General features: G+C 35.7%; 28 protein-coding genes. All 28 read right to left on the bottom strand.

The annotated features are described in order from the left end of the window. Window positions 1–50 precede the first annotated feature (50 nt). Window positions 51–869, bottom strand: coding sequence for a hypothetical protein (locus tag ACWZFG_RS07680; RefSeq protein ID WP_455577344.1), 819 nt, complete (start codon window positions 867–869; stop codon window positions 51–53). Window positions 870–933: 64 nt separating this feature from the next. Continuing rightward, window positions 934–1110 (bottom strand): hypothetical protein, encoded by a 177-nt coding sequence (locus ACWZFG_RS07675; protein WP_455577343.1) that lies wholly within the window; start codon window positions 1108–1110, stop codon window positions 934–936. 14 nt (window positions 1111–1124) lie between these two features. Further along, the gene (locus tag ACWZFG_RS07670) at window positions 1125–1556 is read right to left on the bottom strand and encodes a phage tail assembly chaperone (protein WP_455577342.1); all 432 of its coding nucleotides are present in this window, start codon (window positions 1554–1556) and stop codon (window positions 1125–1127) included. A gap of 23 nt (window positions 1557–1579) precedes the next feature. Next, window positions 1580–2059, bottom strand: a complete 480-nt coding sequence (locus ACWZFG_RS07665) for a phage tail tube protein (RefSeq protein ID WP_455577341.1) — start codon at window positions 2057–2059, stop codon at window positions 1580–1582. Window positions 2060–2071: 12 nt separating this feature from the next. Continuing rightward, the gene (locus ACWZFG_RS07660) at window positions 2072–3427 is read right to left on the bottom strand and encodes a phage tail sheath subtilisin-like domain-containing protein (RefSeq protein ID WP_455577340.1); all 1356 of its coding nucleotides are present in this window, start codon (window positions 3425–3427) and stop codon (window positions 2072–2074) included. A gap of 3 nt (window positions 3428–3430) precedes the next feature. Next, window positions 3431–3646 (bottom strand): hypothetical protein, encoded by a 216-nt coding sequence (locus ACWZFG_RS07655; protein ID WP_455577339.1) that lies wholly within the window; start codon window positions 3644–3646, stop codon window positions 3431–3433. 4 nt (window positions 3647–3650) lie between these two features. Next, window positions 3651–4079: a phage tail terminator family protein gene (locus ACWZFG_RS07650; protein ID WP_455577338.1), complete on the bottom strand. Its 429-nt coding sequence runs from the start codon at window positions 4077–4079 to the stop codon at window positions 3651–3653. Next, window positions 4069–4557 (bottom strand): HK97 gp10 family phage protein, encoded by a 489-nt coding sequence (locus ACWZFG_RS07645; RefSeq protein ID WP_455577337.1) that lies wholly within the window; start codon window positions 4555–4557, stop codon window positions 4069–4071. The genes ACWZFG_RS07650 and ACWZFG_RS07645 overlap by 11 nt, the downstream gene beginning before the upstream one ends. After that, window positions 4557–4937, bottom strand: a complete 381-nt coding sequence (locus ACWZFG_RS07640) for a hypothetical protein (RefSeq protein ID WP_455577336.1) — start codon at window positions 4935–4937, stop codon at window positions 4557–4559. The genes ACWZFG_RS07645 and ACWZFG_RS07640 overlap by 1 nt, the downstream gene beginning before the upstream one ends. Continuing rightward, complete coding sequence (locus ACWZFG_RS07635; RefSeq protein ID WP_455577335.1) at window positions 4934–5284, bottom strand: phage head-tail connector protein; 351 nt, start codon at window positions 5282–5284, stop codon at window positions 4934–4936. Before ACWZFG_RS07635 ends, ACWZFG_RS07640 begins: the two co-directional genes overlap by 4 nt. A gap of 11 nt (window positions 5285–5295) precedes the next feature. After that, entirely contained in the window at window positions 5296–6312 is a 1017-nt protein-coding gene (locus tag ACWZFG_RS07630) for a major capsid protein (RefSeq protein WP_455577334.1), read from the bottom strand. 15 nt (window positions 6313–6327) lie between these two features. Further along, a complete protein-coding gene (locus ACWZFG_RS07625; RefSeq protein WP_455577333.1) occupies window positions 6328–6945 on the bottom strand; it encodes a phage scaffolding protein in 618 nt (205 codons plus the stop codon). A 238-nt stretch (window positions 6946–7183) separates the two neighbouring features. Continuing rightward, window positions 7184–7330 (bottom strand): hypothetical protein, encoded by a 147-nt coding sequence (locus tag ACWZFG_RS07620; protein WP_177503246.1) that lies wholly within the window; start codon window positions 7328–7330, stop codon window positions 7184–7186. Beyond that, window positions 7320–8927, bottom strand: coding sequence for a minor capsid protein (locus tag ACWZFG_RS07615; RefSeq protein WP_455577332.1), 1608 nt, complete (start codon window positions 8925–8927; stop codon window positions 7320–7322). The genes ACWZFG_RS07620 and ACWZFG_RS07615 overlap by 11 nt, the downstream gene beginning before the upstream one ends. Then, window positions 8914–10314, bottom strand: coding sequence for a phage portal protein (locus ACWZFG_RS07610; RefSeq protein WP_455577331.1), 1401 nt, complete (start codon window positions 10312–10314; stop codon window positions 8914–8916). The genes ACWZFG_RS07615 and ACWZFG_RS07610 overlap by 14 nt, the downstream gene beginning before the upstream one ends. A gap of 3 nt (window positions 10315–10317) precedes the next feature. After that, window positions 10318–11559 (bottom strand): PBSX family phage terminase large subunit, encoded by a 1242-nt coding sequence (locus tag ACWZFG_RS07605; protein ID WP_455577330.1) that lies wholly within the window; start codon window positions 11557–11559, stop codon window positions 10318–10320. Further along, window positions 11549–12337 carry a phage terminase small subunit gene (gene terS / locus ACWZFG_RS07600; RefSeq protein WP_455577329.1) on the bottom strand — a complete coding sequence of 263 codons (789 nt, stop codon included), beginning with the start codon at window positions 12335–12337 and terminating at the stop codon, window positions 11549–11551. The genes ACWZFG_RS07605 and terS overlap by 11 nt, the downstream gene beginning before the upstream one ends. Before the next feature lie 176 nt (window positions 12338–12513). Continuing rightward, the gene (locus tag ACWZFG_RS07595) at window positions 12514–12954 is read right to left on the bottom strand and encodes a hypothetical protein (RefSeq protein ID WP_455577328.1); all 441 of its coding nucleotides are present in this window, start codon (window positions 12952–12954) and stop codon (window positions 12514–12516) included. A 197-nt stretch (window positions 12955–13151) separates the two neighbouring features. Next, window positions 13152–13478 (bottom strand): hypothetical protein, encoded by a 327-nt coding sequence (locus ACWZFG_RS07590; protein WP_455577327.1) that lies wholly within the window; start codon window positions 13476–13478, stop codon window positions 13152–13154. A gap of 13 nt (window positions 13479–13491) precedes the next feature. Continuing rightward, window positions 13492–13665 carry a hypothetical protein gene (locus tag ACWZFG_RS07585; RefSeq protein ID WP_455577326.1) on the bottom strand — a complete coding sequence of 58 codons (174 nt, stop codon included), beginning with the start codon at window positions 13663–13665 and terminating at the stop codon, window positions 13492–13494. Then, window positions 13665–13859 carry a hypothetical protein gene (locus tag ACWZFG_RS07580; RefSeq protein WP_455577325.1) on the bottom strand — a complete coding sequence of 65 codons (195 nt, stop codon included), beginning with the start codon at window positions 13857–13859 and terminating at the stop codon, window positions 13665–13667. Before ACWZFG_RS07580 ends, ACWZFG_RS07585 begins: the two co-directional genes overlap by 1 nt. A 3-nt stretch (window positions 13860–13862) precedes the next feature. Then, the gene (locus ACWZFG_RS07575; RefSeq protein ID WP_455577324.1) at window positions 13863–14129 is read right to left on the bottom strand and encodes a hypothetical protein; all 267 of its coding nucleotides are present in this window, start codon (window positions 14127–14129) and stop codon (window positions 13863–13865) included. A 28-nt stretch (window positions 14130–14157) separates the two neighbouring features. Then, on the bottom strand, window positions 14158–14592 hold the full coding sequence (locus ACWZFG_RS07570) for a MazG nucleotide pyrophosphohydrolase domain-containing protein (protein ID WP_455577323.1): 435 nt from the start codon (window positions 14590–14592) through the stop codon (window positions 14158–14160). Between the two features lie 13 nt (window positions 14593–14605). Beyond that, window positions 14606–15055, bottom strand: a complete 450-nt coding sequence (locus tag ACWZFG_RS07565) for a hypothetical protein (protein ID WP_455577322.1) — start codon at window positions 15053–15055, stop codon at window positions 14606–14608. Between the two features lie 333 nt (window positions 15056–15388). Beyond that, on the bottom strand, window positions 15389–18346 hold the full coding sequence (locus tag ACWZFG_RS07560; RefSeq protein ID WP_455577321.1) for a DUF927 domain-containing protein: 2958 nt from the start codon (window positions 18344–18346) through the stop codon (window positions 15389–15391). Window positions 18347–18384: 38 nt separating this feature from the next. Beyond that, entirely contained in the window at window positions 18385–18774 is a 390-nt protein-coding gene (locus ACWZFG_RS07555) for a VRR-NUC domain-containing protein (RefSeq protein ID WP_455577320.1), read from the bottom strand. Further along, the gene (locus ACWZFG_RS07550) at window positions 18774–20156 is read right to left on the bottom strand and encodes a DEAD/DEAH box helicase (RefSeq protein WP_455577319.1); all 1383 of its coding nucleotides are present in this window, start codon (window positions 20154–20156) and stop codon (window positions 18774–18776) included. Before ACWZFG_RS07550 ends, ACWZFG_RS07555 begins: the two co-directional genes overlap by 1 nt. Window positions 20157–20207: 51 nt before the next feature. Then, window positions 20208–20753: a single-stranded DNA-binding protein gene (locus tag ACWZFG_RS07545; protein ID WP_455577318.1), complete on the bottom strand. Its 546-nt coding sequence runs from the start codon at window positions 20751–20753 to the stop codon at window positions 20208–20210. Between the last annotated feature and the right edge of the window lie 7 nt (window positions 20754–20760).

Genomic DNA, 20760 nt, shown 5'->3' with positions numbered 1-20760 from the left:
ATAAGAAAAGCACCTATCAAAAAGATAAGTGCTTTCATAAAAAATATTTTTTACATCATACTAATTGCCAATAATTTTTGAAAAGTTTCATTGTCTGTTTTTGCTAAAAATTTTTCACCTGTTTGAAGTTCACAAGCGAAGCAAATTTCTTTTTTATTACCTTTCGCTAACAATCCCGCTGCCATTCCAATTAATCCAACACCAAAAACGCCACCAATTACACCACCAGCGAACCCCCAGCCAGCTTTTTTTAACATACTTTGTTTATTTTCTTCTGTAAGCTGAACTATATTTTGAACATTTCCATTTATTCTTATTTTCTCAACTCCCAATAGTCCTTTTTTCTGAAATATAATTTCTTCTTTATTTGAGACTAATTTAAAATCATTATCGAAGTTGCGACCTACTATATCTAATTTAATATCTTTAAAGTTAACATCTGCCTTGAAAGCACTTTGATGGTTATTTGTATTTTTGGTAATTATTTTTGCATTAATACTCTTTACAATATAGTCAGTTTCAAATTTATCTATTTCAAATATTAATTCTTTTCTCCCTGCAAAAATAATTATTTGGTCACAAGTAAATTTTGAATTTACTTGTGTGTTATCAATTTCACTGTAATTAAGCGATACAGGTGGCGTTGATAGTACCATTAATGCACCCTTTTCAATTATAACGATATTGTCTTGCAAACCAATTATCAACCCTTGCCCGTTATTAATTCGGCTAGCAAATTTAATATCGGTAGGATTAATAGAATTCTCTATTTGTTTAAAGGCTGCATCTGACATTAAAAATCCATCTTGAAAATTGCTGTTTAAATTTTTAATTGTTGATTTCAATAAATTAATTTTTTCTTTCGACATTTAAGCACCGCCCAATCCATGATATATTTTACTAAAATTATACCATAGATTAGGTGATAATACATTATCTTCTGCGCTTAGCTGCTTTCGCCTTAGCCTTTTTCGCTTCTTCTTTGTCCTTTTTCAGTTTTACCGTTATAGACGCCATAATAAAAGCACGTTCATTTTCATCTAAGTTAAGTAATTCATGCGGAAATTTGTGAAATTTATGGAGGGCGTAATGTGCGACATTCGCATACATATCGCCCCCCTCAATTAGTTTTTTGCGGATTTAATTTTGTCGGCCATACCAGATTTAAATCCGTTAATTTCACTAACTGTTAAATATAAATCAGTAAACTCTCCTGGCGTTAACATCTTTTTAATAAGTGCAGCAGCACCAACAGCACCATAAGAATCTTGTAATTTTGCATCGTTTAAGTTTGGATAAACAATGCAAGAGCATACTAATTCTTCTGCATATTTATCATTATTCATTGTGACTTTTACCTCACGGGTTCCAGGCGTAAATTCTTTACTCTTACAAGATTTCCGGATTGCATCATCTTCATCACTTGTAAGCACGCGCAGTTCCCACTCAAGGGGTTCACGGTTTGCATCTAAAAATCTTTTTGATGCTACATACTTTTTATTTTCTGCTTTGATTGCGTTCTCTGCTAAAAATCCCTGTAAATTTTGTTCTGACATTTTTATCTTCCCCCAAAATATTTTTATTGCATACCATCAAGTTGACTAAACTGTTCCGGCATTTCAAAATCTTCAAATGTGAAGTCAACGTCTTGTTCTAGCCAATCCCCATCAGCATCAAATGCGGCAATAATACCACTATCAAGATTACAATCTTTCAAAATAATTGTTTGTCGTCCAACCGATGTTGTCGGATCTTCATTTGTAATCTGAATATCAAAATAAATATCCGTTCCAGTGTCTTTATAATCTTTTAAAAGCTTTGTGAACATTGATGTATTATTGTAAATTGTCATTGATCCGGTACCGTTCCAGCTTGTTACCTTATGACCTTTACCGGTACGACCAAGAATCGGCACTTCTGATTTTTCTTTTTCAATTTTTGCTTCAAGATTTTTTGCTTGCATTAACAAATATCGATTTCCATTAATCGTAATAAAACAATTTGCTAATTTCGCCGCTACTACATCTTTCGCGTGCATTGTTTTATATAAATCCGCCATGTTCTAACCTCCTTACGCTACTGTAATTTGCATATAAAGTTTTTCCATACAGCACGTAGGCTGTACTTCATACTCATGCATTACGGTTGTTTTCTTTTCGCCCTGCACAGGGATTGGTACATCATCAGGATTGAAATTTTGAATTGCTCTCACACGCTGATATTCCTTATGTAAAGCGACAATATCGCCCCAAAGTGCTACACGACCATCGTTGTCATTTTGTTCTTTACCAAGATACGTTTTATCAAATAAACGAGATATATCAATTGCGATCTGATCAAGTACACGAATAACTTGATTTAACGAAAAGTCATCATTTTTTTGCTTGCTAAACGATGTAAAAGTATTGATATCTGAAAGCACGTTAATATCACCAGTAATATCGCCAGCAACTGCATCAGTAACACGATGGAACATAAGCATACCTGAAATAATAGCTTTTTCTAATTCAGATTGTTTATAATTCGTATTTACTGTAAATTCGCCGTCATACGTTTTATTTGTACACGAGGCATTAATCAAGCAAGATGCCTCTGCACCTGTTAACCAATAAACGAGGCTCGCTGGTGATTCACCATCATCTGTAACCGCATTTTTAATACTGATTACGCCTTCGTAATCAACGTTTTCTTTACCGTAAATGACTGTTTGGAACTTAGCACCTACACTATCACGCATGCGCTTTGTAAACTGAATAAACAAATCCTGAATTTTAGTATCCGTTGTTACAATGCCCATTGTATTAAAATAGTAAGGCTCGATTTTATCAAGGTATTCTTGATATTGAACGCCTGTCGAAGCTTCACCATTTGTACCAGTAGTGAGCGGTGTTCCTGCTGTGACTGCTATTTCTCCTGACCTTTTAAACGTCACGTAATCATTGTCTTTAACATCTGCCCAAGCACTTACTGCCAACTGTTTATCAACTACAGTTTTTGAGCCATCAACAGCCATGTATGTAATAACATCAAATTTTCCTTCGTTATCTACATTAGCTGAAATAACAATTGTAATGTCATTACCGCGCTTACCGCCGTATTTTGCTGTAGCTATATTACTTGTAGCTTTTACAGCGTTGTTATTTACACGATAAAAGTAACCAACTTTTAAGTTTTTAAATAAGTCACGTAAACCTTTAATTTCTTTAGCTGTGTAATCATAGCCAAAGATTTTCAGGCTATTTTTTTGAAAGTCTTCAGCTTCAACTCTAAATACTTGGCCCTCTACGCCCCAATCAAGTAATAACGGCATAGTACCATAGCCACGATCAGCAATATCTGTTGCAGCTCTTACTTTACTAACAAAATTGATATATGTACCAGGTAATTTCTTATTTTGAAACTGCCAAGTACCTCCACCTAACGCCATAGATTATTCCTCCTTCTTCTTACCGTTTATTTCTTCCTTAACCGGCTTTTTTAAAAAATCTTTAATTGCTTTATCTACCTCAGCAAGTGTATATTCTTTTTCTTCTTCTAAAACAATTGCTAGGATATCGCATTGCTGCCTATACTTTTTTGAAGCCATTAAAGCTTCACGAGTATATTTTGAATCGCTTGCTACTGTTTTTTCTGCTTGTTCTGCCATAAGCTCACCCCTTTAATTTTTGTGTTTGTGTGTATTCCATCATGAGTGGACCTTTTTCAATTACTTTTTTCACGAATACATCATAGTTAACAAAAAAATGAAGTACGTCATCGTGAACCTCATGTTTCATTTTTGTACCTCGAATTAAATCCCCACCAATGCTGATATATTCCAGCGCCATAAGTAACTTATCTGTTACCTCGTTTACTTCGCGTGTAATGCCTGCTGTTGATTTTGGGTAGTAATGAATATCAAAAAAATGCTCTCTAAAATAACGATTACCAATAATTTGTTTTTGATTTGCTTGCAATAAGGAAATAAAAAAACAAGGCTCTTTAAAGCCTTGCGCGATTTCATCAAAGTAAATTTTATATTCACTACCGAATACGGATCTTATTTTTTGCGATATGGCGTTCATTATCTCATTTAACATGAAATGCCCCCTTTAAAAACTTAATAAAATGGCGTTGTAAAATCGCTGGTGCTTCTGATTTTATTTCCTCTGCCGATATCGTCATCATAAATTGACCTTTTACCCAGCCAGATTTAAGTTTTTTGCCGATTGCAGGAACATATCTACCAGGCGTTTGTCTATGACCGTATTCAACGTATGATGCATATTTTACGTTATTCGTTATGGTGGCTTGATAGGCGTTCCCGATTTTTACAACTCTTAATTTTGCAACTGTAGTCCAGCCACGCCGAAGTGTACCGCCATTAGTAAGTTTACGTTTTTTATTATCTTTTGTAAATTCGAAGGTTCCCTTACCAACAGGCGTTCGCTTGATTACCTTAGATAAAAATCTTGCGGCCAACTCCTTTGTTACTCGCTCATAGAAAAGCTCTTTATCTTTACCACGAATTTTATTGAGTTGTTTAGCAAAATTCTTTAATCCATTTTTTGATTTCATTATGCTTTATCCTCATATAATTCAAGATTAACTTCTTGATGGGTAGAATAAATGGCAGGCTGACCGCTATTTTTATAAACGGTCGTCCTGCCATTCTGAATAACTGAAATTATGGAACCTGGCTTAATAACGACTTCAGGTGCAATAAATAATTTAATTGATTGGTTAACTCCTGCAAAACTATCTGTTTGATTAGTTGCTGGCAGGCTAGAATACGACAATCTACAAGGTTGGTCTTTGATAACTTCGACCTCTTTTAATTCAGTTACAAAAGTAATTGGATCCTCGATATTTTGATAGTTGCTTATCGTACAAACACCAACATACATAGATTCAATCGCTTTTCTAGCTTGACGTTTTGCTTTATCTAATACACTCATTGCCACACCAACTTTCTATACTTGTTTAGTTGACTATAGTAATTTTTCATTAGCGTATCCTTGAAATTATCATCAACCGATTTGTTGAAGTTCGTTTGCGTATCGCCCTCTTTGATAGAAGATACACTGCCAATCGGTGCATCTTCATCACCGATATTCTCATTGCGATAAAGGTCAATTGCCATCCGATAAGCTGTATTAGTCAGTCCAAATGGCAACTCTTTAATATTACAATAATTTAAGATTGATTCGGTTACATCATCGAGGATAAATTCAAGGTTAACATCTTGCTTTGTATCATCAACGGCTATACCAAGCAACTTTTTTAATTTTGTTACTTCTAGCATAAAATCACATCCTAGCCAATTTTATGTTTAAAGGCAACGATTCTGATTTGTTTAGGCTCGTATACAGGCAACCAGTTTTGTGCATCTTTTAATTCCGCACGACTAGGACCTTCTGTTTTTGCAACATTTGTATTTGTAAATTTAACACCACGTGGATGAAGAATCATTGTCTTACGATTAATAAGGTAATCGACACCAGACCCTTTTTTCTTGTCGCGATCAATCTCTGTAGGAACAAAGCCAACAGGATTACCATTACCTAAAGCAATTGCGCCCTGCCCAAATAAGTAAGATGTAAATACTGAATTGCTGCCTGTTCCAGTTACAGGGCAGCCATCATCAACTACCACTCGCTTCCCTTGATAAGCATCAAAAGACACATCAACGCTAGGATGTTCCGTTGTAATTAGATTCTGCTTTTTAAGATAACTCCATGTTGCACTATGCATTGCTACAGCCGTAAGTTGTCCTTGTGCGTCACCTAAAAGCTGTTGCGCATCAATAAACGAACTTGCTGACCACATCTTTGCTGCAGCACTAGTTTGAGTTGTAATATCTAATAAATTTGAAGCTAGTGGCGTTACGGCTGTTGCACCTTCTCCAGCTGGCGTATATGTACCGAAAATACCATTTAACACTGCAATAAGTTCTTTCTGCATGTCGCGTGCCCAAAAGTTTGCCACCAAGCTTGCAATAGCCTCCATTGGGTCTTTTCCTGCTAATGCTGCTGACAAGTCAGTAGCTGCCCACATTTTTGCTCTACGTATAATAGCGGCTACATCTTTTTTAGATTCAATTTTGTTTGCAGCAAGATCAGCATCTTCAATAATCTGCTCGGATTCACCTGTAAGATCAGCAAAGAATGGCATATTTACTGTTGGTGCCGCTTGACTTGCTAATCGGTCAAATTCCGCATCACTTGTAATGATTCCACACTGTAAAAGTGCAGATAATTCTGCTGTGCGCTTAATAACATATGGATTGAATAGTTCTGGGACGATAACGTCCGATAATTTTGTAATAGGCATAAATTAAATTCCTCCTTAAATTGTTACTCCTGCCTCAGCCGCTAACACCTTAGCTTGTGCAGGGTTTTCTTTTAATAATTTTCCTTGTTCTGTTAAATTGAACGTTTCTTTCTTAAATGGATTTTGATTAGGATTGCCACCATCTCCACCATTTGGATTATACGCTGGTGGTTTGCCTTGCTTAAATAAAAACGCTTTACTTTCTTTCAATGTTTTAAGCTGATCATCCAAACCTGTAATTTTACCATCATCACCTAAAATCAATTTTGACTTGTCGAATAGCCCTGCAACTAAATCAACATCCTGTGCATCAGTTGCAACTGCTAACTTAATTGCGTTAGTAAACTGAACATCTTTTAATTTGGTTTCGTACTCAGTCTTGGCATTTTTATTCGCTGTCTGCAATTCTTCAATTTTTTTCTGCAATTCAACAGTATCTCCGGTAGACTTTTTAAGTTCTGTTAACTGCTTGTCGCGTTCTTTAATTTGTTCGTCAAGTTGTTTTTTAGCTTCATTGACCTCATCAAAACGTGTCTTAGGTATAAATCCTTTTAATTCTTCTGTGCTTGCATCTGCAACTTTTTGAGCTGTTGCATCATCCAAACCTAACTTTACCAAATCTTCTTTTGTCATTTTACTTCCCCCTTCAAATACATTGTTTTTCGTGGTTCAGTCCACGCTATTTGTCTTGTTAGTTTCCGCCCAACAATACCAAAATGGCGAATGATGCTATAACCGAAACACCAACGGAGATAATCAGATCACCGCCTTTCACCTAAATAACAGAGTTTAACATTCATAGATATCAACTCCTTAAAAATGGGTATAAGAAAAGACAGCCTATAAAATAAGCTGCCTTAAAATAACGTTATTATTTCTGCTCCCAAGAATCAATAGTCTGCCAAGCTTTTTCTACATGCGCTTGCCTTTCTTTATTTCGCTTTTCCAACTCTTCTTCAGATAAGCCATACGGTGGCAAATCTTCATCTGGAATATAAACTTTATCATTATTCTTCATGTAAATCCCTCCAGTATGACCACTCATATTTTTTAGCAAGCATCTCCAACACTTGATGCGTATGTTCTTTCCAAGCTTTATTGGGTTCTAACTCTCCTGATAAAACTTTTGGCTCAAAATAACCTCTCAAACTTTGCACTGCTTCACTATATGATTTTTTAATATCGCTATAATTAGGTCTCTGCCCTGCACCAACTTTAGCATAATATTCTACGCCATCATGCCCGATAACTCTCATACAATCAATACTTTTAAATCTGCACATAACATCTAAATCTGAATCCGAAAAAGCCGAACTACTTGGATGATTATGTACGCAAGTTAGGCTATCATTTGAAGCATTTTTCAAAAACTTAACTAGATCATTAGTGAAAACAACTTGATTTTGTGTCCCTGTTAAATCCGGATATGCAGAATCACCTTTTTTATCTAACCAATAGAGACCTTCATTACCTGTACGATTACCAAATTCTATGGCTTTTCTGTAAGTATTTTCTATGCCTTTATTATAGCTTTCTTCGTGTGGATTATCAATGTTTTTTGAATTTTGCCATTTAGCATAGGTCATTTTCTTATCTACAAAAACTTTTTTCCAATCATCATATTTTATATCAGATGATACTTGATATGTTTTACCATCTTCGCCCCGTGCGGCTCGTGTGCCTTTCATATCATCGAAATACGGTGCAGTACATGACCGGCAATAACAATGAAATGGTGGTGCAGTTATACCTGGCTTAAAATCAGCCATTTTAAATACTTTGCCGTCCATATCGCGACAAATAGATGATGTTTTCATATCTAAAGTAGCTACGATCTCATATTGTTCAACCCCAAGATCATTAAAGCAATCGTTCTGTGATGCAGACGCAAAAAAAGCAGATTCGGTCATCACTAACCGTCCTGCTGCTGATTTTGAACTATTCATTGTTTTAGAAATATTACGGACAACTTGTTCTAGCGAATCGCCGCGTATTGTTGCTTGCGTAAGTTCAGTATGCAAAGTATTGATAAGCTTATCCTTACTACTCCATATACGGTCTGAAAAATTTGCCCCATCTGGTGCCCAAGGCTTATAAATTACTTTGCTGATTTTATTTTCATCAAGTTTTTGTAAATCATAACCCACGCCAAGACCTTTTTGCACTTCATACGCAGTGCGATAGTACCCTTTACTATAAAGACTCCGCATTGCACCGTCTAGGCTGTCCAACTGATTCCCGTATAACACTTCTAAATGCTGTTGCATTTGCAATTTCATAGCTTCTAGCCTTGATATGTGCACCTTTGCAGATGCATTTTCAAGCTGTTTCGCCCATTGCTGGTTTATAGAATTTTCTTTACCCTTTTTGATATATTCCTCTACGGTCCAATGAAATTCTTTTAATTCATTTTTATTAAGCATTTTTTGAGCTTCAGCATAGGAAATATCATTGTTAACAGCTAACCGTTTATACCAAACAGAAATATCTTTTTCTATCTCCTGCATTGCTACGCGGTATTGCCTTTCGATATCGTCATAAGTGCTAATCCCTTGTTTTAATAACGATTCTTCTAATTGTTCAAATCTCCAACGCCAATAATCACTTGCTTTCATCGCCTACACCGCCTTGGCCAGGAAAAGCGTTTTTATATGCGTCCATATCCGACTGCTGTTCTTCTTTTTCTTTTGACAACTGCTTGATTTCATCATCTGCATTCTCCACAAACGGATGATTTTTAACGATTGTCTTTTTAGAGATTATGCCAGCAGAATCTTTGCACATTGTAGCTAGTTCAGAATCATTGGTTATTGCTGTACGGGTCCATGTTTGAACAATATTTTTAACTTCAATATTTTTAAATTTACATATTGCACGCACCAATTCACCAAAGCCTAGACGAAATTCAGTTTCCATTAGTCCAGCTTTCAATTCCAATAGCGAATATAAATATTTAAGTGCTACACCTGAAGCATTACCAAAATCTCTTGGCTGTGGGTCTACGCCTTGTCCTTGTTCAAATATTGCCTTGCGTGTTATATCTAAAAGTTTTTCCCTAGCTTCAATTGGAATATCAATTGTTAATGTTTCAAGTCCTGAGCGATCATCAGCCCCATTCGATGCTAATTTAACAGTCTTGTACTTCTTTATATCGCTTAAAAACTCTGATAACTCGGACCCTTGATAATTGGTTAAGAGAAATATTATTTCTTGAATATCTTCTAAATCGTTAACAAATCCGCTGTAAACTTTGTCATAAACATCAATATGCGACTTTACATTATCTAAATCACTAGTAGCTATATTATTGTTTTGAAATGGAATAAAAGGTACTCGACCGAAATCATGGCTAAGTTCATTGAATTGCAATCCTGAACCATCAAAACTAACAAATTGATTATAGCCAAACAATCCGACGTCAATAGTATCATCAGTAGCTTTACAATACGAATAACATTTATCCTCCGTCCAGTACTCATATACATCGAATGTTTTACCGTCATCATCGGTACTTTTATAAACTCGTAAAACTGCAATAAGCTTTTTATTTAAATGTGAACACCACACAGGAATAACTTGTTTAGAATCAACTATTCCATATTCGAATTCGCCAGCATCGTTTACCCAATAATGCAACCATGCCATCCCTGCGTTGCTGGCATTAATACACAAATCTTTACAATTCTTTGCGTATATATCACCAAGCACATCAGCAACAAGAACATTTGCGCTATCTTGGCCAACATCAAAAGTAGGTGGCGCAGTAAACAAATACGAAGCTTTTTGATTTACAAGTAATCCATAGAAATTTCTAGGAATCCGATTATCGGCATTTCTAAGTGGATTTTCGACTTCGCTATCATCTTGCTTTTTTAAATACAAGATATCATTTTTATTTCTGAAATATCGTTCTGCTATAAGGCAGTTTGTTACAAAATTACTGTGACCTTGGGTATGTTTTGCTATTAGCTTTTTTGCTGTTTCTATATCCAAATCTATCACCTCCTATTTTAAAACTCCAATACCACTATGTTTCATTTCATCTTCACACATATACCGGCACGCATCAATTGCATGATTGTTTTTGTCTGGATACTCGGATATAAAATCACCATCTTTATTTTTTGCGTACTCATAATTAACAAATTCTTTATAAGTATTCGGACAACGCTTTTTATCAATGACTATCTTCGATAAACTCTGTAACCACTTCATGCCGTATTCAACGGAATCTGGACCTTTACGTGCTCCATAAATATTTAGACCATATCCGCGAAGTTCTGCAATTGATTTAGGCTCTGCACTATCAGCGGTAATTCTACGACGCTCAACCTTGTCTTTGATTAGCTCATATGCACGCTTATTGCTTAATTTCTGCTGATAAATTTCATCAAACAGATAAAGTATTTCGTGTTTTTTATCATAGTGTCCACAAAGAAAAGCCAATGGATCCACAGCAAAACCAAAGTCAATGCCATGTTTCCTACGGTCAAACTGTGAAATTTCTTCATCAGTAATTTCTCGTTCTTCGATGTTATCAAATACACTGCCACCCGTACCGGTTACTTCACCAAGATATTCATGCTTATAAAGTTTCTCGCGAGTATTTTTAAGTTTATCAGCTTCAAGATAAAACTGCTCTCCAAGCCAACCGCGCGGTACTTGCAAGTATGTTGTATGGCTAATATATCGGTCAATATCATCAATAAGCTGTTCACCATTAACCCAGTTATCGCGACTCTTGGGCGGATTAAAAGAAGAAAAACACCAAAACTTTTTACCGCCACGCATTAGTGATTGATTTAAGCTTCGTATTTCTTCCATCCCGGTAAACTGATCAAGTTCCTCATACCATATGATACCGACATAACCAAAGGGCAACTTAATAGACTTAATTTTAGTTTTATCATCCACACCGAAGAAAAGAATTTTTTGTCCTGTTTTCTTATATGTGATTTCAAGTGGAGAAGTAATAAACTTAAATTTATTAGTCAGCCCAACGTGTGATATTCCCCATTGAATTTGGTTATAAACTGAATTACGCAACGTATTTCCTACTTTACGCAATACAACAGCATGGCACATTGGATTGTTAATCAGCAAAAGAGGTATTTGTGTACTAATAAATGATGATTTTGTGGAGCCACGTCCACCCTTTAGCCAATAATGCGTATGATTATGTTCATGTATATCAAAGAATGCATCATCAAAACATGGTGCGATTTTTTCTGCGATATTAATTTTCATCACTGTTCACCTGTTCACGATTAAATGTAAAAGTTATACTGTCCTCATAATCACTATCACCTTTGAGATTTTCAACTTCCGCTTTCAGCTTATCAATACGCAATTTTTGTTCTTCTGTAGCAAGTTCAGATTTGCAAAGTTCGTCGTACTGCTTAATCATGGTTGTTAAGGTTTTCATTGCATTTGATTGTGCATTTAAAAAAGCAGCCTGCTTATCCCAAGCAAACTGCAATTCATATTCTTCTTCCCAAGAGGAATCACCATTTTTCTGGCGCTTCAGCTCCTTAGTTAAATCATCTTTATCCTGCACAAACATTATCTGCTGTGCCCGGAGAATAGAGGCATATTTGATTTTGATATTACTCCAAAGAATATCAATAGGAGAAATAAAATCTAAGCTATCGGCAATCTCTAACGTGTCTGGTGGTAAATACTTGGCATATAGCCCATGTGTCATTGCGTTATGATTTCCCAAAGGCACACTTGACTTATGCCCAACTGAATTCTGATTTCCTTTTGGCGCCCCATGCCCGACAGCATTTTTGTTGCCTGGTTGTGCGCCGTGTTTTTTAGGTGTTTGCAACTTTTCGGTTGCAACTTTTTTATTTTGGTTGCAACTTTTATCTTCTTCGGTTGCAACTTTTTTATTTTTCCAGTACCGCGATGCCCAACTCTTGACCGCACTTAAAGATACCCCATGTTTTTCTGCAATGTCTTTATATTTCATTCCAGACATATAATCTTTTTTTGCATCTTCTACTTTATCTTGATTCGCCATTTACATACTCACCAACTCCCTAATTTGCAATAAAATAGGTTCCGATAATCTTTTGCTATCGGAACCTATTCACGTATTTTATTCAATTTTTGTTGTGTTTTTGCATATTTAAACATATTTTTGACGGTACCTTGATATGTTTATGCAATCTTGCCGTTTGAATTTACTGTGTATATTTATAATTTATCAATTAAGTCATTATACCGAGAAACATTTTTTTCGATAAAATCATAATTAAAGTAATGCTCTTTATCTAATTCAGGAATTAAAAAATCATACAACTCACTATTTAGCGTTGTAATTGTAGCTTTTTTATACTCATTCATTGGCGTCTTTTGATTCCAATCATCTGTCCTATAATCTAAAAACAATTCTTTATCTACAGATATTATATTTTTTCTGTTTATCTTTGTGATTTTTATAAACTGTGTTTCTCTTACATAGTGTAGTATTATTACGTATTCTTTCGTTAATATTACATATCGACCTACGAATATTTTATTATCGTTTCTATGTTCTTCGGTTTCTATGTATGCCCCTAAAATATCATTGCCATCAAAAATAACCTTGTGATACTTTAATATCCTACAAAAATCTTCACTTAACCAATGATCCATCACTATACACCCCTTTTACCAAAATATTACTTACTTCGATAAAAGGAAACAAATCCCTTCTTTACCATAAGAAAAAGCCGTCCAACACGTGAACGGCTTAAAATTTTTATGTAATTGCCCGTTAGGTACACGGGATATTCTCATTATAACACAACTTTTGTAAAGTGTGCAATATTTTTAACTTTAACTAAAAATTTTTATAATTCTTTATAAAGTTGACTTAGCGATTTCTTTTGCATAAGCCCTTTTTTACTCTGTCCCTTACTCTTATTACCTCCGCCACCTTTCATAGCCTCTCCGGCTGGAATAGGGTCTTTAGCGGGCAGGTTAGCTTTGTACTTCTCCTGCATTAACTCTTTGATTTCATCCGATACTTCTTTTTCGACATAATCATCATCTTTTGGCATTGGCAAAGTAATTGTTTTGCAGTTTGGACAAATATATCGTTTGTTCTTGCGACTGTAAAGCATTGTATGAACTTCACCTTTTTTCAGGCATAAATTACATAACGTTTGTTTACTCAATGGCTAGACCTCCTCAAATCAACGGCAATATGTTTCCTGGTGCTTCATACCAAACAAACCTGCTTGTCTCTTTTTCAAACCTAGCACCTCTTAAAGCCAGCAATGCCATCAATCTATTATTTTTAACTTCAGTCTTATTAAGTTTGATTTTTGTAACTTGTCTTTTAAAATCCAGTTTTGCTTCCATTAACGATACTCCCTCCCTGATTCAATATGCCTAATATGTATACGTCCGATAACTTCAAAGCCTAGATTCCTTGCAATTCCCCGAACGATTTTTATAAACAGATTATTTTTATCGTCAACATTTTGTTTGTCAATATTTGCGATCGCGTTGTATGCGGTTAGGTCTTTGTTGTGACTGCTGTTGTGTTTGTCCATGAATTAGGCCTCCTCATCGTTTTCACCAGTCTCTTTGTAATATTCGTCTAAGCTAATAGGCGTTATAAATTCAGTAGAAATATTTAATGTGTCACTTAAACCATTTATGTACGCTTTATGCGCCTCGTCATATTCAGCCTGTGTAACATCATCACGACAATCATAATGTTTTATAGACATATACGCTTCACATATTTTGCCAGTTTCTATATTGTGCGCCATTCTTGCACCGGCTTCAATCCTGTATGCGAACTCTAATGTTTGACTCATTTTCATCATACTCCTTCGTTTGTTTTGATTACCTAAACGTCCCATTTGCAAAACGCTCATTACAACGACTGATTTTATAATCAATCCAATGATTCACATTCAATTCCGAAACCCCATAAATCCGTTTTACCCAATCAATGCAAATCAAAACGTCTGCAATTTCTTCGGCTAGGTTGTCCGTGTTTTTTGCGCTGCCACGTTTTAATTTTGTAATAGCTTGTATAAGTTCCGCACATTCTTCAGTAGCAATCGTTAATGCCGTTTCTGGATGTTTGCTTGCGATTACATCGGTAAGCTTAGTTAATTTATTTTCACGTTCGTTATTTGGTCCGTAGGTAGATATTTTTAATGCTTTTAACGCATCAATCAATCCGCTGTAATAGTTAACAATGTGAATACAATCCTTATCGATGTACTCCATCTTTAGCTTTTCGCATCTCTCAATTTCTTTATCAATGTCCATATTTCTCACGCTCCTAATTAAATTTCATATTACTAATTATTTTTAATAACTGCACAACATCGTCTTTATAATCATTTAAACACTGTTTCTCGTGATTATATTGATCTATACTTTCCCACCCGTCAGGAGAAATGATTGGCTGTAAAATAAATCCCCATTGCTGGTTACGAATTAATTTAGTTCCACCACCGCGAATAAAAAATAACCTCGAATATAACTCACGATTTTCATGAACTGTTGTAAAAATCTCCATCCAAATTTTTGTATCATCTGGTGAATAATTCGCGTATGGATCAATGATGATTGGATTATTCCCCACAAGGTCAATCATGTAAGGATACTTTTCATTTACAACATCCATTGCACGTTTTTCGATTTTTTGTAATAGTTGAACAAATACATTTATTGTATTTTGAGCATTAATTATATTTTGAGGTGGTGTTACTTGGTTAAAATATTCCATGATTTACCTCCTTATTTTGGTGGCACCACTCTTAGTGGTGACGTTTTTAATCTCTCAAAGCCTTGATTTATAAAGGGTTTAACGATATGGCACCACCGTCACCACTAAATTCAAAAGGGTGTGATACTTTTTTAAAATATACCTTATACCTTAACTTTATGTTAACTAGGTATTAAGTTTACATAATATAAAGGTATAGGTGTATTTTCTATATATATTGATATATGTGTGGTGACAGTGGTGACACTATATATTAATACCTTATAAACCCTTATTATATATAGCTTTAAGGCTGTCACCACTACCGTCACCACTGTGTCACCACTGGCACCACTAAACAAGACTTTCTTGCTGTGCGTCATTTATTTTTATAACTCTTGTTCGACGACCATTATAACGAACCAATACTTTAAACCTTCGTTTTTCTCCATCATTTTCAGTTGCAATTCTGTTTTTATTTGCAAATTCTCTAAGCAATTTATCTGGACTAAAACCAGCATCTTGCAAGGCTTTGGTAAGGTATTCAGGATAAACGCAAGTATAATCATCTTTTTTAAAGCCAAACGCAGGTGTTATTTTTAAATCACTATATGCCTTTTCAAATCTGCCTGTATTCGCCGCCAGCCAGTTTTGCACAAAGTCCCAACCACGTTCAACGTCTGAAATTTGACGTTCTGTTGGTAGTTCTTGCATAATTGCACAAGCCAACTGATATGATTCTTGTTGTGCTTGCTGCTCTGATAATCCAAAGATATATTTACTTGATAAATAATCTCCCATTGCAACTAAGGCCACGTTATCGATATGTACGCTGAAATGCTCTGAAAATGTTTGTTTTAAAATTTTTATTAAATCCTGGCGGGCTTGCTCTATTTCCATGTAATCATTAATTGATTCATTTTTGATTACATTATCAATAAATATTGGCCCCGCATGTCCGTGATTATCTTCAGCTATTGAATATAATGATTTTGCAAAGGCATCATCATTTACAACTGGATAAACATTGAGTTCCAGCAATCTTGTTTTTACACCCTGTATTGAATTTTCTTTTGACAGTGGTTCTTCACCGCTGGCCATGCCAACACTGCGCCAGGTAGACGTTTTTTGTAGTCCATTTTTGCTGGCTCTTAGCTTACCGCGCCCACCTTCCAGCATATAAACAATCTGCTCAAATAGGTCTTGCTTATCCCGGCCATTCATAACCTGTTTTTCATTGATAACCATCGGGAAATCATTTGAAAAGGCAAGGGCTTTTTCTATACCATTTTGCGTACCGTAAAATGATTTCATTAATTTATTTGGTGATCCCCAAACCGATAAAGCAAATACTTGACTAGCTGTTTTACCACCGCCGGATGTGCCCCAAAAATAAACCATGAAATTACGATTTTTAAATATTTTTAATAACGGTGTTGCAAATGATGCAGCTAGAATAAATCTGGCATAAGGTTGTTTTCTGATTTCAATTGCTGTTTTCTTCCACTCTTCAAAACTTCCATTTACACTAAATGCCTCTGTGACTTCGCCCTCATCCTCTAAATCGATTCGGTAATCACTTGTATTTGGAATAATAAAATCAGTCAAGGAATGTTCACGCCAGCCAATTTTAGATACTGCATATTTTAGCGGTATTGTTGAAGGATTAGCAGTTTCCAATGCCTGCAAATATTTAACTAAATACTTTGCTGATTCTGACGATGTGCTAAGCCCAAAGTCAGTCAGCGCAATGATATTTCTAGCTGAAAATACTTCCGAACGTTTACGAATTACATTGGCCCATTGATTAAAATATTTAAATGTTAGCTGCACCTTTTCGGTTTTAGTGTCCATATTAAATATCCGCTCTGAAATAATAACTGGCGCACCTGCTGCTTTATTATACGTATTGCCCTCACCCTGTTTTTTAAATTCAGTGATTCCATCCATGCCATAAATAAATCCGGCTGGAATTGCTAAATTAAGCGGTGTATCAGGCACATACTGGCAAGTTGTTACATCCCCAAGTTTTTGCCCTTCTTGTAATGCTCCAGCTTGTCCACCTTCAATTACTTCAAATCCAGATTGTTCTTTACGGTATTGTTTTAACGCTGAATTTAAATTGTTTAAATTCACTCGACCACGGCATTTTTCTTTAAATTTTGCGTATTCTGTAGGATTTGATTTTTCTAATATTGCTAATGAACCAAGTGTTTCAGGTGTAAAAACCGTATCAACATCAGGCAATGTTATTTTTCTGATTTTGGCTAACGCTTGCGATGCTTTTCCTAACGACCAACCACATGGAGCATTTATGCCGCACCCACCAGAAGGACACCCCGTAAAACCTAATGCAGATTGAATGTATTGACAGCTTTGAGGATTATCAATATTTGTGCAGACTTCATCTATTTTTTTATCTGTATCAACTTGGTTATAACGTTTTTTATCAAGTGCAGACAGTTGGTGAACCGCCTGCACTCCATTTGTTGCACGAACGATGTTTGTAATCATCGCCAGCCATTCAGCGTAACTGACCCTCTCTGCATTGATTTCACAGTGCTGAATAAATGCGCAATTTTGAATCATATATTCAGCAGGTCCGTCAGTTGGTAATCTTTTAAACCTGGTTGCGCGCTCTGTATTAATCAGCTGATTATTTTCAGTAATTTCAGATAAAACTTCAAAATCACTAACATTGTACCGAATGTCTGAATGCTCAATCACTTGGCATTTTTCTGGACGACCAGGAATTTTAAAATTAAGTGTTTCTGGTAATCTCAAAACTCTTGCAAGGTCTGCAACAGAATCTACGTGCCAGTTTTCAAGTTGTGCTGCTTGTCTTATGTGCCCTTGTAATTTTTTTATAATATTTGATGCCTGCTGCCGTTCTTCATCGTTGTTTAATCGCCATTCTTCATTTAACAGCCAATACGCATGTATGCCATGTCCACTATGAACAATTATTGATGGTGGTAATACATCTGGTAATAACATGATTGCGGATTGCACGTCTGGCGGTAAATTCTGCGCTTTATGTGCATCGTCAGCGATATCAATATCAGCCCAAAATACACTCACTCCGGAAATGTCATTGATTTTAGGACGCTTATATTCGCCTAATATTTTTTCTGTTGGGCATATTCCAAAATAAACGTTTTTATTTTGAGTAGTTAACTCTTTTGCTAAATTCGTCATTTCAGATAGTTGATCAACCGAAAAATTATAGGTGCGTTTATCTGGCATCGTCCAAAGATATATGTTGTTTTCACTATACTTGTAAATTTCCGTGAGGAATGTAAGTAAATCCAACTTACTCCCTCCTCTCTTTTATCTTTTGTATGAGTATTTTATTCATAATTAAGTAACTTTTCTGCTTCTTCGGCTGAATGAGCTACCCCACCAATTGCCCCCTGTGCAGTTAAAAATTCATGCATATGTGTTTGTGTTTTGGTAGGCTTTTTCTTTGGCTGTTTAACTTCTATAAATACAAATGCAGCTATTTTTTTACCAACCATATCCGGCGTTACTTCAATTGATTTTAGACCGAATAAATCGGGAAAGCCTTGTGGTAAGCCTGTTGTAAATGGTCGTGCATCATGAATTAATACGCTGCCATAATTTTTATGCTCAACATTATTTCCAGTCCATGCATTTCCTACATTTGCACGAAATAATGTAGCTAATTTATTTTGCGATACATGGACGCGAATTTTATTTTGTATGTCGTGTTCTAACATTACCCTAACCTCCTAATGCCTTTTATTTTCGCCATACGTGATACCCAACGCATGGAATATCCTCGTTTTATGGCTATCATTTCAAGTTCTTTAATTGATCTTGCCTTACCGACTTCTTGACGTTTTATTTTTCTTTCAATTTCTTCAATTTTTATTAACTCGCCTTTTTTTTGCTCTGGCATTTCCTCACGTACTGCTATTGGATAAACAAATCCACAACATGGACATTGACGAGTATTACTGTAATGCGCTGAAAAACATTGTGGACATGTTTTTACACTTAATGTGCGTTCACCAGTATGTTTTTTCTTCTTAGGCTCTAATGTCCATTCCCTATCTTCATCAGGCATACCGTGACGAAAACAATTTCCAACGTGGTCAATAATGACCGCTTTTTTATTTTTATTATTTGGATCCGGACGCATTGCCCTCATTGCCTGTTGAATAAATAATGTAAGTGATTGCGTAGGTCTGGCCAAAATTACTGCCTCCATCGCTGGTACGTCAAAACCTTCACCAAATAACTCTGCATTACATAAAATTTTTATTTTATTGTCGCGAAAATCTTTAATTGCTTGCGTGCGAACACTTTTATGAGTTTCACCATCAACATGAATTGCTGGTATTCCTGCGTCATTAAATGACTTTGCTATGTGCTCGGAATGTTTACGATTTACGCAGTAACAAATCGCTCTCATGCCGTCAGCTAATTTTTTATAGTTCATAATAATATCGCCGACAACTGCGTTATTATCTAATTGGACTTCTAAATCCGATTTAACAAATTCACCAAACTTAACTCTTACTTCATCGGCGTTAAATTTAGCTGGCGGTGCATAGTATTGATAATCTGATAAGTTACCCCAACTAATTAATTCTTTTACGGTTGGACCAATAACCAGGCTTTCAAACACATCACCTAAACCATGTCCACCTAATCGCTCTGGCGTTGCTGTTACCCCTAATACTTTTAAGTTTGGATAATTATCAATAATTTTCCGATAAGTATTAGCTACTACATGATGGCATTCATCACAAATAATAAAGTCTGGTGGATGAATATCTTTTAAGCGTTTTACAAGCGTTTGAACACTTGCGACTTGCACTAACTTGTCATAATCTTTTGGTGCACCGGTTGCAATAATGCCATGATTGATATTCATTGCTGTAAAAGTTTCTGACGTTTGCTCAATTAATTCTTGCCGATGAACCATAAAGATTACTCTGCGATTTTTTAACGCGGTGCCTCTAGCCATCCATCCTGATAAAATAGTTTTTCCTGCACCACATGGCATTGTTGCACAGATTTTATTTTTACCTTGATTAAACTCATATGTAATATCATCAAGTACACGCTCTTGATAATCTCTAAGCTGTATCATTTCATCACCAACTGTTTAAGATAGGGACGATTGCTCGTCCCTATAATTTTTTTACCATGGAGTCTGATTATAATTTTGTTGTGGTTGAGCTGGTGGAGCTTGACCATATTGTGGAGGTTGGGCAGGTGGTTGCTGACTGTACTGCTGTTGTTGTGGTGGTGCTTGTCCATACTGTGGTTGTTGCGGAGGATATTGTTGTTGCTGTGGTGGCTGACCATACCCTTGGGCTTGTCCGTATTGGGCAGGTGGTTGTTGCTGTTGTTGCCCTGTTTCGGCTTTAGTTTCTACAAAATCAAAGGTTGCAAGAGTGGCATTCAAACTTGCCTGTGCTTGCCCTGATTGTTGATTGATCCACGCACTAGCCTCAATATTATTTAACTCAACAACAATTCTGTGACCTTTTCTACACGATTGCGCAATTAATTCACCTTGCTTGTTGAATGCTTTGATACTAATAAAAACTGTTTTATCACTGCCATCTGCATTTTTACCATTATCTACAGCAATAGAAAAATGCGTATAATTTGTACCGTTTTGAGATTGTTTGATTTCTGGATCCTTAGTTAATCTTCCGTAAACATGACCTTTTAATGACATAATTTTT

It is taken from the genome of Anaerosinus sp., from assembly GCF_965318445.1.
The sequence above is the reverse complement of the archived record's forward strand: the minus strand, read 5'-3'. Positions and strand labels throughout refer to the sequence as shown.

Coding starts and splice junctions, on each gene's coding strand:
- ACWZFG_RS07550 (WP_455577319.1), bottom strand. CDS start 20,156: ATGATACAGCTTAGAGATTATCAAGAGCGTGTACTTGATGATATTACA.
- ACWZFG_RS07545 (WP_455577318.1), bottom strand. CDS start 20,753: ATGTCATTAAAAGGTCATGTTTACGGAAGATTAACTAAGGATCCAGAA.
- ACWZFG_RS07645 (WP_455577337.1), bottom strand. CDS start 4,557: ATGAAATCAAAAAATGGATTAAAGAATTTTGCTAAACAACTCAATAAA.
- terS (WP_455577329.1), bottom strand. CDS start 12,337: ATGGCGAATCAAGATAAAGTAGAAGATGCAAAAAAAGATTATATGTCT.
- ACWZFG_RS07620 (WP_177503246.1), bottom strand. CDS start 7,330: ATGAAGAATAATGATAAAGTTTATATTCCAGATGAAGATTTGCCACCG.
- ACWZFG_RS07605 (WP_455577330.1), bottom strand. CDS start 11,559: ATGAAAATTAATATCGCAGAAAAAATCGCACCATGTTTTGATGATGCA.
- ACWZFG_RS07665 (WP_455577341.1), bottom strand. CDS start 2,059: ATGGCGGATTTATATAAAACAATGCACGCGAAAGATGTAGTAGCGGCG.
- ACWZFG_RS07625 (WP_455577333.1), bottom strand. CDS start 6,945: ATGACAAAAGAAGATTTGGTAAAGTTAGGTTTGGATGATGCAACAGCT.
- ACWZFG_RS07660 (WP_455577340.1), bottom strand. CDS start 3,427: ATGGCGTTAGGTGGAGGTACTTGGCAGTTTCAAAATAAGAAATTACCT.
- ACWZFG_RS07640 (WP_455577336.1), bottom strand. CDS start 4,937: ATGAGTGTATTAGATAAAGCAAAACGTCAAGCTAGAAAAGCGATTGAA.
- ACWZFG_RS07680 (WP_455577344.1), bottom strand. CDS start 869: ATGTCGAAAGAAAAAATTAATTTATTGAAATCAACAATTAAAAATTTA.
- ACWZFG_RS07575 (WP_455577324.1), bottom strand. CDS start 14,129: ATGAGTCAAACATTAGAGTTCGCATACAGGATTGAAGCCGGTGCAAGA.
- ACWZFG_RS07580 (WP_455577325.1), bottom strand. CDS start 13,859: ATGGACAAACACAACAGCAGTCACAACAAAGACCTAACCGCATACAAC.
- ACWZFG_RS07670 (WP_455577342.1), bottom strand. CDS start 1,556: ATGTCAGAACAAAATTTACAGGGATTTTTAGCAGAGAACGCAATCAAA.
- ACWZFG_RS07595 (WP_455577328.1), bottom strand. CDS start 12,954: ATGGATCATTGGTTAAGTGAAGATTTTTGTAGGATATTAAAGTATCAC.
- ACWZFG_RS07615 (WP_455577332.1), bottom strand. CDS start 8,927: ATGAAAGCAAGTGATTATTGGCGTTGGAGATTTGAACAATTAGAAGAA.
- ACWZFG_RS07565 (WP_455577322.1), bottom strand. CDS start 15,055: ATGGAATATTTTAACCAAGTAACACCACCTCAAAATATAATTAATGCT.
- ACWZFG_RS07655 (WP_455577339.1), bottom strand. CDS start 3,646: ATGGCAGAACAAGCAGAAAAAACAGTAGCAAGCGATTCAAAATATACT.
- ACWZFG_RS07650 (WP_455577338.1), bottom strand. CDS start 4,079: ATGTTAAATGAGATAATGAACGCCATATCGCAAAAAATAAGATCCGTA.
- ACWZFG_RS07585 (WP_455577326.1), bottom strand. CDS start 13,665: ATGGAAGCAAAACTGGATTTTAAAAGACAAGTTACAAAAATCAAACTT.
- ACWZFG_RS07630 (WP_455577334.1), bottom strand. CDS start 6,312: ATGCCTATTACAAAATTATCGGACGTTATCGTCCCAGAACTATTCAAT.
- ACWZFG_RS07570 (WP_455577323.1), bottom strand. CDS start 14,592: ATGGACATTGATAAAGAAATTGAGAGATGCGAAAAGCTAAAGATGGAG.
- ACWZFG_RS07555 (WP_455577320.1), bottom strand. CDS start 18,774: ATGTTAGAACACGACATACAAAATAAAATTCGCGTCCATGTATCGCAA.
- ACWZFG_RS07675 (WP_455577343.1), bottom strand. CDS start 1,110: ATGTATGCGAATGTCGCACATTACGCCCTCCATAAATTTCACAAATTT.
- ACWZFG_RS07635 (WP_455577335.1), bottom strand. CDS start 5,284: ATGCTAGAAGTAACAAAATTAAAAAAGTTGCTTGGTATAGCCGTTGAT.